The following is a 13,133-nucleotide window of genomic DNA, read 5'->3' as shown; positions in this document are numbered from 1 at the left end:
TGGCGGTAGATGATCCGAGTGTTCTTAAGGCTGATACCGGCAGCGCGCAGGAAGATACGGTTGCCACCGGCAACGTGCTGACCAACGACAGCGACGTGGACAACGTGTTGACTGTGGCGAGCTTCAACGTCGGTGGCACCACTTACACCGCCGGCCAAACCGCCTTCATTACAGGCGTGGGTTCGATCACCATCGGTGCGAACGGTGCGTACACCTTCACCCCGGTCAAAGACTTCAACGGCGACGTCCCACAGATCGGCTACACCACCAACACCGGCTCCAGCAGCACGCTCAATGTGAACATCGTGGCGGTCAACGATGCGCCGACGGCAGCCAATGGTGTTGTCGCGAGCAATGAGGACACCTCGGTCGAACTGACCTGGGCGACTTTCGGTGTCAAGGATGTGGACTCGTCCAATCCGAAGGTGGTGTTCACCAGCCTGCCCGCCGGTTCCATCGAGTACAACGTCAACGGCACGTGGGTCAAACTGACGTCGGCGGACCTGAAGACCGATACCTCGGCGGGCAAGGCGTTCAGCCAGTCTGATTTCGATAACCACAACGTGCGTTTCACCCCGGCGGCCAACGAGTCGGGTGACAACAGCTTCGGCGGCACCGGTGTGGGCAACATGCAAGTCGATTACACCCAGCTGAAGTTCCAGGCTACCGACGGCACTGCCTACAGCGATACCAAGATCATCACTGTGGATATCCACCCGGTGACGGACGTTCCTGTCGTGACGGTCGGCGCATTCAGCGCTGTGCCGACCGGCCTGATCATTCAAACCTGGAGCGGCGGCAACCTGCGTGCTGATTTGGGCACCAATGGTAACGGGGTGGCCAATTCCAGCGATCTGATCCGCGTGATCGACGCCAAGACCGCCGCCAGCGCGATCACCAGCGGCGTGACCAGCAACGTCAGCAACGGCAATGTGGCTGAGGGGACCGCGACCAAAGTGTCCGGCCTGGTCTATATGGAAGCCGGTAAGAGCTACACCTTCACCGGCACCGCCGACGACAGCCTGGCCATTACCGTGGGCGGCAAGTTGGTCGCCACCGAAACCTGGAGCAAGGGCAGCGCGATTACCGGCACGGCCTTCACTCCGGCGGAGTCGGGTTACTACACCCTCGACATCTACCACTACAACCAGGCCGGCGGCGGCAACTACGACGTCAATGTGTCGATCAACAGCGGCCCGTCGATGTCGCTGGGCAACAGCGGCCTGCAGACCTACACCAGCGTGGACGCCTTGAAAGCGGCCGGCGCGGTGCTGGGCGACAGCCATGTGGTCAATGGCGAAGGCTATTACACCGGCTACGTCTACAACCGTGGCCTGGAAGACACCGCCATCAAGGTCGCGCCGATCACTACCACGTTTGTCGACAACGACGGCTCGGAATCCCACAAGGTGGAAATCAGCGGCCTGCCCGTCGGCACCGTGATCACTGACGGCACCACGGGCCACAGCTTCACGTCGACCGGCGCATCCACGCTGTACGATGTCAGCACCTGGAACCTGAAGACCCTGACGGTTACGCCGTTCAAGGATTCCACCGCCAGCTTCGATATCACCGTGAAAGCGACCGCCAAAGAATTGAGCACCGGCGTTGAAGCGGTCACAACCGGCAAAGTGAGCATCGTGGTCACTGCCGTCAACGACGCGCCTACCCTGGACCTCAGCACCGCGGACGGTTCTGTCGCCACGGGCTTCAACACTTCATACACCGAGCGCGGTACCAGCGGCGTTGCGATTACCGGCAACGTGGCCATCAGTGACGTCGACAGCACCCAGATGCAAAGCGCGACCATCACCCTGAAAAACGCGAGTTCGGGTGACGTGCTCAGCTCCAACCTGGTGGCTGTGGGCGGTACCTACAAAGGTGTCACCGTGACCAGCGTCGGCACGGATGTCAGCGGCAAGATCGTGCTGACTCTGTCGGGTGTGGCTGATGCGGCGACCTACAAAGCGTTGCTTGAGTCGTTCCAGTACTCCAGCACCAGCAAGTACCCAGCCATTGGTGAACGCACCATCGACATCGCCGTGACTGACAACGAAGGTAGCAACAGCCTGAGTTCGTCGGTAGCGACGACCACCATTACGGTCAAGCCTCAGGTCTACACGCCGGTCACGGAAGGCGGTGCGGCGGCGGATACCATTGATCTGGGCTCCAGCTCGGCCAACAACATCGTGGTCGGCGACAAGGGTGGCATCACCACTCCAGGTGCCAACTACAACATCGCGTTTATCGTCGACACCTCGGGCAGTATCGAGACGAGCGCGATGACGTCGATCAAGACCCAGCTCTCGAGTATCTTCGATACCCTGATCGCCAACGCCAAGCTGACGGGGTCCGGCGTGGTGAAAGTGCTGTTGGTCGACTTCGATACCAAGGTTGAATCGCAGGTGTCAGTCAACCTGGCCGACCAGGCTGCTGCCAAGGCCGCCCTGCAGACAGTGTTGAACAGCATGGCTTCGGGCGACGCGACCAACTACCAGGATGCCTTCAACGCGGCAACTGCCTGGTTCAAGAGCAATGACGCGACCAGCAACGCCGGTGCAAAAAACCTGACGTATTTCATTACCGACGGTGAGCCGAATGTCTACAACGCTACGTACGACAACATCAGCCTGGGGTATACCAGCTCTTGGTGGGGGTCCAACGTTACCTTTGACAACAAGGTCAACGCCTACACCTACACCCTGGGCCAGACCACTCCGGTCACTGCAACGATCTACGGTCAGACGCAGGTCATTGTCGACAAAGACGGCAAGGTTTACTCGTACGATTCGTACGGCACCAAGAGCTTCGAAGGGTATGTTGTCTCCGATGGCCGCGGTGGTTTCGATGTCGCGGGCGCTACCGGCAACTCCGGCCGTTATGATTACGCGCTGGAAAACGCCAAGGCCGCTTACACGGCGCTGACGACTTCTGTCACGGGTGGGGTTGAGGTACAAGCCATCGGCCTGGGCAACAGCGTCGATAAGGACATGCTTCAGAAGTACTTCGACAGCGACAAGACAGTCAGCACCATCGATACCGCGAAGCTGGCCGATACCATTACTGGCCACACGGCCGATACCGGTGCCGACAACGTCTTCGGCGGCTCGGGCAACGACATCATCTTCGGTGACCTGATCAGCTACAAAGGCCAGGAGGGCGGCGCCGCGCTCAAGGCGTTCGCCGCCGAGAAGCTGTCCACCACCGTCGACCAGATCGATGACCGCAGCTTGCATCAGTACATCACTGAACACGTGCAGGACATCGGTGCTCTGGCCAACGCGTCGAACATCTATGGCACCAATGACGGCGGCGATACCCTGATCGGTAACGCCGGTAACGACATCCTGTTCGGCCAGGGCGGCAACGACGCTCTCTCCGGCGGCGTCGGCAACGACATCCTGGTGGGCGGCAAAGGTAATGATGTGCTCAGCGGCGGTGCGGGTGCCGATACCTTCGTGTGGCTCAAGGGCGACACCAACACCAACGGCGGTTTCGATCGCATCACCGACTTCAAGCACGGCGAAGGCGACAAGCTGGACCTGTCCGATTTGCTGCAAGGTAATAACGACACCAACCTGGCTAACTATCTGAAGCTATCAACCGATGCTTCGGGCAACTCGACGCTGAGTGTCAGCAGCACGGGCGCATTCACCGCTTCAGGTGGTGGCACGGCCGATGTCACGATCAAGGTCGATGGCGCGAGCTGGGGCAGTGGCAGCGCCGCGATCAACAGCCTGATCGCCGGTGGCGACCTGACCGTCAAGCATCACGACTGATCCTGCGGCGGCGCCAATCTTTCGGGATTGGCGCCCCTTGGGCATCAGCGTCGGGAAAATGTGTGTAATCTCTGCAGAGGCCGCGCGCGGCACCTGCAGGGATTTTTTTATTGGGAGAACGTTAATGTTCTACGTGCAACGCGATCAGAACAACGCTTTGGTGCGCGTCGAGGCGCAGGCTTACGCCGAAGCCACCGAGACGCTACCGGCCGACCATCACGAGATTCAGGCGTGGTTCGCCGACGATGCGGTCGACAACAGCCTCAAGCAGCTCAAGCAAAGTGACCTTGAGATGATTCGAGTGCTCGATGACTTGATCCAGGTCTTGATCACCAAAAACGTGATGAGCATCACTGACCTGCCACCCGCCGCGCAGGTCAAGTTCCTTGAGCGTACCCAGGCCCGGGCGGCCCTGGGCGGGTTGAGCGAACTGATCAATGACGATGAAACCGGTTTGATCTGAGCCGCGTACGCCTGCTTCACGGCGCGGCCGTCAAGAAGGCTTCGCCGCTACTTCCAGGGCGCCGGTTCACCGACCAGTTGGCCTTGCACCCCTTCAATGCCCATCTCGCGAATCACGCGCAATTCACCTTCGGTTTCCACGCGCTCGGCAATCAGCGGTAAATCGATGCTGTGAGCGGCACGCTGGATCGCTTCGATAAAAAACCGCTTGTGGCTTTCCTGATCGATGGTACGGATGTAGCTGCCGTCGATTTTCAAGTACGCCAGGCCCAGGTTCGCCAGGTTGCCGATCATGCTGAAACGCCCGCCGAAACGTTGCAGGCCAAGGCTGAAGCCCAGGCTGCGCATGCGTCGGGTCAGGCGCTCCAGTTGTGATTGCTCGGGCACTTGCTCCTCACCGATCTCCAGCGTCAGGCGCGGTCCCAGCGCGGGATGCTGCGCCAGGCGTTCGAAAACACGCTCCAGCGCCTGAGGGTCGTTCAAGGTGGCGGCCGACAGGTTCAAGGCCACCGATGGGCTGTGTTGGGTCAGGTGCTTGATCACCAGGTCGAGCATCAGCTGATCAAGGCGCGCGGTCCAGCCGAAGCGCTCCAGCCACGGCAAAAAGTGGCCCGCCGCGATGGTCTGGCCCTGTGGGTCGAGCAAGCGTGACAGCACTTTGTAATGCAGCACCTGCCGGGTATCACTGCTGCTCACCACCGGTTGGAAAAACAACCGGAAGCGCCCTTGGGTCAGGGCGTTGTCGAGCAAGGTGTGCCAGCTGTGGTGATCGTCGCCGACGGTGCCTTGGGTCTGGTGTTCCAGGCAGACCCATGTCTGGCCGGTACCGGCTTCGGCCTGGGCCAGTGCCTGGTCGGCCAGCATCAACAAGTCGGCCGAGGCATCGCCCGGTTTGTACGGTGCCAGCCCGATGTAGGCCACGGTCGGCGTATCGGTGGCGCCCGTTTCATAGAGGCTTTGCAGGGTGTTTTCCAGCGCCTGGGCCAGTTGCTGCGCTTCATCGCGCACCAGGCCAGGGGCGAGCACGGCGAACTCGCCGCCACGGCTGCGGGTAATCAGGTTCTGGGTTTCGGGGTACTTGGCGCACGTGCGCACCAGTTGCTGGCTGACGGCCTGCAGCAGTTGGTCGGTGCGTTGCCCGCCCAGGCGCTGGTTGAGGCCGCTCAAGTCGTTGACTCGCAACATCAGCAGGTAGCCCGAGCTTGCATCCTCAAGGTTGCTGACGCGGGACTGCAACTGCATCTCGAAATAGCGACGGTTGGCCAGGCCCGTAAGGCTGTCCTGATAGGACTCTACCCGCAGCTTCTCGCTGCGCTCGGTCTGTTCATGGAACAGCGCCTTGAGCTTCTCCACCATCTGGTTCATGGCCTGCACCACTCGGCGCAGCTCAGGGGTGCGGGGCAGGTCGGGCAAGCTCAGGAACTCACGACGGGCGATGGCATGGGACTGCTCGACCATATAATCCAGCGGCTTCAATTGACGCCGCAGCAACAGCGCGCCCAGGACCGCGCTCACCGCGCCGCAGAGCAGCAGCCAGCCGAGGCTCCCCAACGCGCTGTGCCACAGCTTGGCCAGGGCGAACATTGGGTGGCTGACCACCTCCACCCGCGCCGCCTGCTGCCAGCCACGGCTGACGATGGCATCGCCGCCGGCCGGGGCCAGGCCGATCATCTTCACGAACCACGCCGGGACGCTGCTGGCGTCCGGCTCGGCGGCGCGCTCCACCAGTACCTGGTTGGTGCTCAGGTCCACCACGCGGATGCTGGCGTAATAGCCGCTGTCGAAGATCGAACTGACCATCAGTTCGGTCATTGCCGGGTCATCGATATTCGGTGTCAACGACAGCGCCAGCGCGGTGGCGGCGTCCTGGGCGTGGGAGCGCAGCTGATTGACGTACTGGGTACGCGAACTTTCCAGGCTGACGAAGAAGCTACCGCTGAACGCGACCACCAGGAACACGCAGATAGCGATCAGCAATTGTTTGAACAGTGACATCGTAGCTCCTGTTAATTATCCGAACCGGTCGGAAACCCTTCGGCGGTCATTTTCTTCAACACATCCTGCCAACGCGACAGACGCTTGGTGTCACCGACTTTCTTGTTGCCCGTTGCGCCGGTCAGCCACAGCCCTTCGCCGTTGAAGGCATACACCGGCAGCAGGTCAGGACGTTGGCTGGCCGGCAGAATCGGGTCCATCAGGCTGTCCAGCACCAAAGGCATGGCCTCGGGGCTTGAATAGTAGGTCAGTACCATATGCGCACGATTCTGGCGCAAGGCCTTGACGTAGGTAATGCGCAGCTTCTCGGCCGGTACGCCCAGATGACGCAGGCTGAAGTATTTGGCGATGGCATAGTCTTCACAATCGCCGGCGCCTTTCCACAAGGACTGAATGGGCGTCGCCCAATAATCCACCTCGTGCCACAGATCGATATCTTCTTCGTAGTGCAACTGACGGTTGAAGAACAAGTTGACCACTTTGAGTTGTTCGCTCTCGCTGACCTGCTTCTGCGTGGCCAGCAGCTGTTGCCAGGCATCGATGCGCTGCCGCCCCGCGCCCAATGGTCCGTACAGCGCTTCGGCTTTGCGGCTGATCTGGCTGAAATCCCAGTCGGCGAGTAAGTCGCCCAGCAGCCCACCGCCCAACACCACCGTGATGGCGAGGCTGTAGAGGAACCGCGAGAGTTTGAAGCGTATCGCCACTGCGCTTACCCAAAACGTGCAGCCTGGAAGGTGTCGCAATGGTGCGGGGATGGCGGGTAAAAAACAATGGCACGATGAAATCACCGCCCAGCAAATGACGGTATTTTTCGTCAGTAAATTGGCAGTTTTCCGCTCGTCTGAAAGGCTGATGGTTTTTTGATCAAAATAATGACACTTCATTGGGCCTGACCCAGAATGCAGCCCATAACATGCTGACAAGAATACGTACGGGCAGACCTGATTGGCCGACCTTTCACGTCTTCGAACGGCGCTGCGAAGGAGCCCCCGGCCATGAGCCGCACCGATGATTTATTTGCCTTGTTCGGCAACAGCGTTTCCCGTGACCCGAAGGGCAAAAATGCGCGGCTGCACTTTTTCGGCAGTATTCCATTTGATGACGGCACCCGCGTGAACCGTGAAGATGGCTCGCGCATCCACCCTCATGGGACTCACGGTAATCCGTCATCCTCGCATGTCGAAGCCGCCCCGTTGCGCGCCACCGTGGTGGCTGTGGTCTCGGTTAATGGCGGCGTGGGTCGTAGCACACTGGTCACGGCATTGAGCAGCGGCTTGCAACGCCTGGGTGAGTCGGTCGTGGCAGTGGACCTGGACCCGCAAAACGCGTTGCGCCAGCACTTCGGCGTTGATCACCTGCGGCCCGGTGTGGGGCGCAGCAGCCTGCTCAACGCGCCGTGGACCACCGCCTTGCAAGCGGGGTTCGCCGGTTGCCAGGTGATCCCTTTCGGCGACACCGACAGTCGCCAGAAAGAAGGCCTGCAGCGCTGGCTCACGCGCGAGCCGGCCTGGTTGGCCGAGCACCTCTCGGCCATGGGGCTGAGCGCAGGCCACACGGTGATCATCGATACGCCTGCCGGTAACAATGTATATGTGCATCAAGCCCTGAGCGTGGCCGACATCGTGTTGGTGATCGCCCAGCCGAATGCCGCTTGCCTGGGTACTCAGGATCAGTTGGACGCCCTGTTGACGCCCTACCTTGAGCGGGCGCGCGCGCCACGTTGCCACTTCGTGATCAATCAACTGGATGAGCACTCGGCGTTTAACCGAGAGATGCTCGAAGCCTTCAAGCTGCGTCGCAGGACGAGCCCCTCGGTGGTCGTGCGCGGCGACGCGCTCATCAGCCAAGCCCTGGCCTTTGCCACCGACCCGCTGGATAACGCAGCGTCCAGCCCGGCAGCTGCCGATATCAATGAGTTGTGCCGGTTATTGATCGCGCTCAAAAGAGCCGCGTAGAGCGCGGTTTATTCGCTTAAGCCAGACGCTTATGCACAATCGGTTGGATGCGTCATTAAGAAACACTCTTTTTGTGGAGCGTTTCTCATCTGGGTTTAACTGCCTGTTTTAAGTGCACTTTATGATGTGAACAAAAAATGACCAGTACGGCTTTTTGTCTATGACCCAGGCGTTCAGAGGCCTCGCAAATAAACCATCAACAGAGTTATCCACAGGCTGGGCTGCGTCAATTTGCCCCTTGATCGCGCTCGGCAAGCACCATCAAGTTGCGCGGTGTCAGAGCGGCATCGCAGAAGCTGCCCAGTTCAACGCGGTAGCCTTGTTCCTTCAGAAACAGCGCGCGATCCAGCACCAGCCATATTTCCAGCGGTCGTCGAAACAGCCCGCGTACCAATTCCAGGTTTCTCACCTCGGCCAAGCGAGTCCAGCCGTATGCCTCCAGCGCGGCCCAATCCTGCTGGCCTGTGGATAAACCTTTGCGACTCGCCAGCGCCTCGCAGTAGTCGGCGAACGGCACGTTCAACCACGCAGGGGGCAGAGGCGGGGTGGGTAGGTACTCGTCGCAACCGCGTAATTGACGTTGCAGTTGATCGAAGCCCAGGCGGCGGGCCATGGACGTGTCCCGCTGCTGGCGTACACGCTTGCCGGCGGTGACGGTTTCGCTGAGCGGCAGGCCGAGATCTTCGATCGACAGTCGCAAAGTTGATGCGCGGCCCGCCTCGGACAATGGTTGATAGGTCCGTGCGCTGATGCGGTTGTAGCAGCAGGGTGCCAGGGCCAGCTGTTTGCAGCCCTGTGCGCTGGCCAGTTGCAGCAGGCGCACATGCAGGTCACCGCAGGCGTGCAGGGCGACGGGTGTGTGTTCGGCGCTGATGGTTACGGGGGCCATGACGTCTTGCAGGCGATGGGTCGCGGGCAGGCCATGGTGATCGCTCAGTGCCTGCCCGGCGGCGACCAACGCCGGGTCATATTCAAGGCAAGTCAGCTGTTGCCCGGTTTGCAGCAAGCGGCGGCCCAGGTGGCCTTTGCCGGCGCACCAGTCCAGCCAGTGCTTGGGGGCTTGCGCGAACTGCAGGGCGGCGCCGAAGGCTTCGATCTGCTGCCACTTGCGGCCCGGCACATCGACATTCAGGCGGTGATGCGCGGCGGGCAGGGGGCGGGTCGGCAACTTATCCACAGCACTGAGCTGGCGAGCCTGCGCAGCGAGCTGTGGAAACGGCGCGGGCGCCGCAAGATCGTAGGGGTTGTTGTGGCTGGCTTCGGCGTCGTCCAGCGAGCGTTGACGCAGCCAGCGCGCAAGCTCGGGGTGTCGGGATTCCCAGGCCAGTTGGCGATGGGTAAAGGGCCGTGGTTTCCACAGCCCTTGATGCTCGATCAGGAAGGCATCGAGTGCCTGGAAGCGCGCCTCAACGTCCCTGGCAGGCATCGACGCGCAGCCAGCGTTCCAGCAGTTTGAAACCGCGTACCAGGATGTACGCCATCAACAGGTAGAACAAACCGGCGGCAAAGAAGATCTCCACCGGCAGGTAGGTCCGGGCAATGATGGTTCGCGCCATGCCGGTCAGTTCCAGCAGCGTCACGGTACTGGCCAGGGCGCTGGCCTTGAGCATCAGGATCACTTCGTTGCTGTAGGCCGGCAGGCCAATGCGCGAGGCGCGGGGCAGGATGATATAGAACAGCGTCTTGGGCCTGGACATGCCCAGGGCGCGGGCGGCTTCGATTTCACCCGGTGGGATGGCCTGGATCGCCCCGCGCAGGATCTCGGCGATATAGGCGGCGGTATGCAGGGTCATGGTGGCGGTGGCGCACCAGAACGGATCGCGCAGGTAGGGCCACATGAAGCTGTTACGCACCGCATCGAACTGTGCCAGCCCGTAGTAGACCAGGAACAGCTGCACCAGCAGTGGCGTACCCCGAAAGAAGAAAATGTAAGCGTAAGGCAGGGCGCTCACATACCAGCGGCGCGACGAGCGGGCGATGCCCAGGGGGATTGCCAGCAGCAGCCCGGCGATGACCGCGATGGCCACCAGCTCCAGGGTGAGGACGGCGCCCTGTGCCAATTTGGGCAGCCATTTGATGATCACGGCCCAGTTCAGGCCCAGGTCGAAATGCGCCAGCCAGCTGTAGTCGCCGCTCATTGGGTGCTCCTTGCAAAGCCGCGGGCGGCGCGTTTTTCCAGGAAGTGCAGGGTGGTCATGGCCAGTACGGTGAGCCCCAGATACATGAGCGCCGCGACCATGAAGAACGTGAACGGTTGCTTGGTCACCGTAACGCCGATCTGTGCGTGACGCATGATTTCTTCCAGGCCGATCACCGACACCAGTGCAGTGTCTTTCATCAGGATCATGAACAGGTTGCCCAGGCCCGGCAGGGCGATGCGCCACATCTGCGGCATGATCAGGCGGGTGAAGATCCGCAGCTTCGACAGCCCCAGTGCGACGCCCGCTTCGCGGTGGCCCTTGGGGATGGCGAGGATCGCGCCACGGAATACTTCGGTGGCGTAGGCGCCGAAGCACAGGCCGAGGGCGATGACGCCTGCGGCAAAGGCGCTGAGGGACAGGTCGGGATTGCCGAAGAACTCCCCGAGCGCGCGCATCAGGTTGACGGTGCCAAAGTAAATCAGCAGCACCCATAGCAGCTCGGGAATGCCGCGAACAAGGGTCGAGTACGCACCGCCAAGCCACTGCAGCGGCTTGTACGGGGATGTCTTGGCCAGGGCGCCGGCCAGGCCGAGCACCAGCCCCAGGCACAGGGCCGTGAGTGCCAGTTTGACGGTCATCAGCGCGCCGGCGGCGAGCGCCGGGCCGAATCCGTAAAGGTCGAAATTCATGGTGTTTTCATATCGCGGCAGGCATTGCTAAAAGCCGACGCGCGCAAACGAGCGCGCCGGGCAGGCCGTTCAGGTCATTCGATGCTGAACGGGAAGTACTTGTCGTTGATTTTCTTGTAGGTGCCGTCTGCCTTGATCTCTGCCAGGGCTTTGTTCAGGCGCTCGCGCAGCGGGTCGCCTTTGCGTACGGCGATACCGATCTTGTCGCTCTCCACGACAGGCTCACCTTTGAATTCAAAGTTGGAGCCGTCTTTGCTTTTGAGCCACTCATACTGCACGTACTTATCCGCCAGAATGCCATCGACACGCCCGGAGATCAGGTCGAGGTAGGCGTTTTCCTGAGTGTCATAAAGGCTGACCTTGACGTTGTAGTCATCTTCCATGTTGCGGTCGTCCAGCCAGGTGCCGGCGAGTGTTGCGCGTTGGGCACCGATGGTCTTGCCGCTGAGATAAGCCTTGTCTGTCTTGAAGTCGGTGGCCTTGGGCGCGATGAACTGCAGCTTGTTGGAGTAGTACGGTTCGGTGAAGTCGACGGCCTGCTTGCGTTCGTCGGTGATCGACAGCGAGGACACCAGGAAGTCGAATTTCTTGGCGTTCAGGGCCGGGATGATGCCGTCCCAGTCGGACACATACACTTCGCACTTCTCGACTTTCATCTTGGCGCACAGGGCGTCGCCGATGTCTTTGTCGAAGCCGACCACTTGGCCACTGGCGTCTTTATTGTTGAACGGCGGGTAGGCCGCCTCGATCCCCATTTTCAAGGTTTCTGCCATGGCCGTGGCGCTGAACGCCATCGAAACGGCTGCGGCCAGAAGGAATTTTTTATAGTTCTGCATGCATGTTGCTCCGTTAGCGGTTGCTGGACATGAATTGTTTGCAGCGCGCCGAAAGCGGGTTTTCAAACACCTGCTGTGGCGATCCTTGTTCCTCGATCAAGCCCTGATGAAGGAACACCACCTCACTGGACACCTGGCGGGCAAAGCCCATTTCGTGGGTAACCAGCAACATGGTGCGGCCTTCTTCGGCCAGCGCGCGGATCACACTAAGTACTTCCTGAACCATTTCCGGGTCAAGCGCGGAAGTGGGCTCGTCGAACAGGATGACCTTGGGCTGCATCGCCAGGGTGCGGGCAATGGCGGCGCGTTGCTGCTGGCCGCCGGACAATTGCGCCGGGTAGGCATGGCGCTTGTCGGCAATGCCGACCTTGGCCAGCAGGGCTTCGGCCACTTCGATGGCTTCGGCCTTGCTCTGCCCGAGCACACGGCGGGGCGCCTCTATGATGTTGTCGAGGATGCTCATGTGCGGCCACAGGTTAAAGTTTTGAAACACAAAACCGATTTCGCTGCGCAGGCGGTTGATCTGCCTGCCGTCGGCAGCCATCAGCTCGCCGTTCTTGGCAGCCTTGAGCTTGAGTTCTTCGCCGGCCACCAGGATCTGGCCCTGGTGTGGGTTCTCCAGCAGGTTGATGCAGCGCAGGAATGTGGACTTGCCGGAACCGGAAGAACCCAGGATCGAGATCACGTCGCCGTCGCGAGCGGTCAGCGAGATACCTTTGAGTACCTCCAGCTCACCATAACGTTTATGCAAGTTGCGGATTTCAAGCGCGGGCGTGGCCTCGGCCATGTGGGGTCCTCATTGTGTTCTGCGTGCCTGCTGCAGGGCCGCCTTCATGGCGAGGCGCCAAGCTAGCATAGCGTCCGGATGGCAGCCAACAGCGTGGCGGGCGGTAAACAGACGGCGTGCGGCAGGGTGTCGCATCGGCACAGCGGCGTGTCGCGCCGTCAACAACCGAACAAGCGTTTGAACCCGCAACGCCGCAGGCTTCGCGTCAAAAAGGGCGCGATGGTGCCAGCTTTGGCAAGGTGTTGGAAGGGTTAAAGGGGCAAACGGTCGCTATCGGCGCTTTTATGGGGCGCTACTTATTTTTTGTGTGTGTTTTTGGTGCGCGTATCGGCCTGAATAGTGAGTCGCTCGGTAACGCTATAGCGGAATGCCATTGTTCTCAATGACTTGCGTGCGCTGTGGAAAAGTCCTACAGCCCGCGTCAATCGCGGCTTTGTAACATTTTGGCGCAAATCTTGCGTAAAAAATAAAGAACGCCCTGTTGGTTTC

The 13,133-nt window shown here is 60.6% G+C and carries 11 protein-coding genes; 4 read left to right on the top strand and 7 right to left on the bottom strand.

From position 1 onward, the window contains the following. Positions 1-3,779, top strand: a 3,779-nt coding sequence (locus tag QRN10_RS01230) for a beta strand repeat-containing protein (protein WP_285427723.1), incomplete at its 5' end; no start/stop codon positions are given. A 124-nt stretch (positions 3,780-3,903) separates the two neighbouring features. Next, positions 3,904-4,242 (top strand): tryptophan synthase subunit beta, encoded by a 339-nt coding sequence (locus QRN10_RS01225; RefSeq protein WP_181080258.1) that lies wholly within the window; start codon positions 3,904-3,906, stop codon positions 4,240-4,242. A gap of 47 nt (positions 4,243-4,289) precedes the next feature. Here QRN10_RS01225 and lapD read toward each other — a convergent pair whose 3' ends face one another. Together lapD and lapG are read right to left on the bottom strand one after the other, a co-directional pair. Then, complete coding sequence (lapD, locus tag QRN10_RS01220; protein WP_285427722.1) at positions 4,290-6,236, bottom strand: cyclic di-GMP receptor LapD; 1,947 nt, start codon at positions 6,234-6,236, stop codon at positions 4,290-4,292. 11 nt (positions 6,237-6,247) lie between these two features. Then, complete coding sequence (gene lapG / locus QRN10_RS01215) at positions 6,248-6,940, bottom strand: cysteine protease LapG (protein WP_181080260.1); 693 nt, start codon at positions 6,938-6,940, stop codon at positions 6,248-6,250. Between lapG and QRN10_RS01210 the strand changes: the two genes are divergently transcribed. Both QRN10_RS01210 and bcsQ read left to right on the top strand, forming a co-directional pair. Beyond that, positions 6,924-7,100 (top strand): hypothetical protein, encoded by a 177-nt coding sequence (locus QRN10_RS01210; RefSeq protein ID WP_181080261.1) that lies wholly within the window; start codon positions 6,924-6,926, stop codon positions 7,098-7,100. The genes lapG and QRN10_RS01210 overlap by 17 nt on opposite strands. A gap of 131 nt (positions 7,101-7,231) precedes the next feature. Then, entirely contained in the window at positions 7,232-8,191 is a 960-nt protein-coding gene (gene bcsQ / locus QRN10_RS01205) for a cellulose biosynthesis protein BcsQ (protein WP_285427720.1), read from the top strand. 226 nt (positions 8,192-8,417) lie between these two features. On the opposite strand, the gene QRN10_RS01200 is transcribed toward bcsQ, so the two are convergent. From QRN10_RS01200 to QRN10_RS01180, 5 genes are all read right to left on the bottom strand, one after another. Further along, entirely contained in the window at positions 8,418-9,617 is a 1,200-nt protein-coding gene (locus QRN10_RS01200) for a methyltransferase (protein WP_285427719.1), read from the bottom strand. Continuing rightward, positions 9,598-10,287, bottom strand: coding sequence for an ABC transporter permease (locus tag QRN10_RS01195; RefSeq protein ID WP_181080340.1), 690 nt, complete (start codon positions 10,285-10,287; stop codon positions 9,598-9,600). The genes QRN10_RS01200 and QRN10_RS01195 overlap by 20 nt, the downstream gene beginning before the upstream one ends. Positions 10,288-10,325: 38 nt before the next feature. Then, entirely contained in the window at positions 10,326-11,021 is a 696-nt protein-coding gene (locus QRN10_RS01190) for an ABC transporter permease (RefSeq protein ID WP_181080264.1), read from the bottom strand. A 74-nt stretch (positions 11,022-11,095) separates the two neighbouring features. Next, positions 11,096-11,857, bottom strand: a complete 762-nt coding sequence (locus QRN10_RS01185) for an ABC transporter substrate-binding protein (protein WP_266245465.1) — start codon at positions 11,855-11,857, stop codon at positions 11,096-11,098. Between the two features lie 13 nt (positions 11,858-11,870). Next, positions 11,871-12,644, bottom strand: coding sequence for an ABC transporter ATP-binding protein (locus QRN10_RS01180; RefSeq protein WP_181080266.1), 774 nt, complete (start codon positions 12,642-12,644; stop codon positions 11,871-11,873). Between the last annotated feature and the right edge of the window lie 489 nt (positions 12,645-13,133).

It is taken from the genome of Pseudomonas sp. lyk4-R2A-8 (assembly GCF_030209095.1).
In the GTDB taxonomy this organism is placed as follows: domain Bacteria; phylum Pseudomonadota; class Gammaproteobacteria; order Pseudomonadales; family Pseudomonadaceae; genus Aquipseudomonas; species Aquipseudomonas quebecensis.
This window is presented reverse-complemented; position numbering and strand designations above follow the sequence as displayed.

Bases quoted from the DNA above. Each gene is read 5' to 3' on its own strand.
- QRN10_RS01225 (WP_181080258.1), top strand. From the start codon at position 3,904: ATGTTCTACGTGCAACGCGATCAGAACAACGCTTTGGTGCGCGTCGAG.
- lapD (WP_285427722.1), bottom strand. From the start codon at position 6,236: ATGTCACTGTTCAAACAATTGCTGATCGCTATCTGCGTGTTCCTGGTG.
- bcsQ (WP_285427720.1), top strand. From the start codon at position 7,232: ATGAGCCGCACCGATGATTTATTTGCCTTGTTCGGCAACAGCGTTTCC.
- QRN10_RS01200 (WP_285427719.1), bottom strand. From the start codon at position 9,617: ATGCCTGCCAGGGACGTTGAGGCGCGCTTCCAGGCACTCGATGCCTTC.
- QRN10_RS01190 (WP_181080264.1), bottom strand. From the start codon at position 11,021: ATGAATTTCGACCTTTACGGATTCGGCCCGGCGCTCGCCGCCGGCGCG.
- QRN10_RS01185 (WP_266245465.1), bottom strand. From the start codon at position 11,857: ATGCAGAACTATAAAAAATTCCTTCTGGCCGCAGCCGTTTCGATGGCG.
- QRN10_RS01180 (WP_181080266.1), bottom strand. From the start codon at position 12,644: ATGGCCGAGGCCACGCCCGCGCTTGAAATCCGCAACTTGCATAAACGT.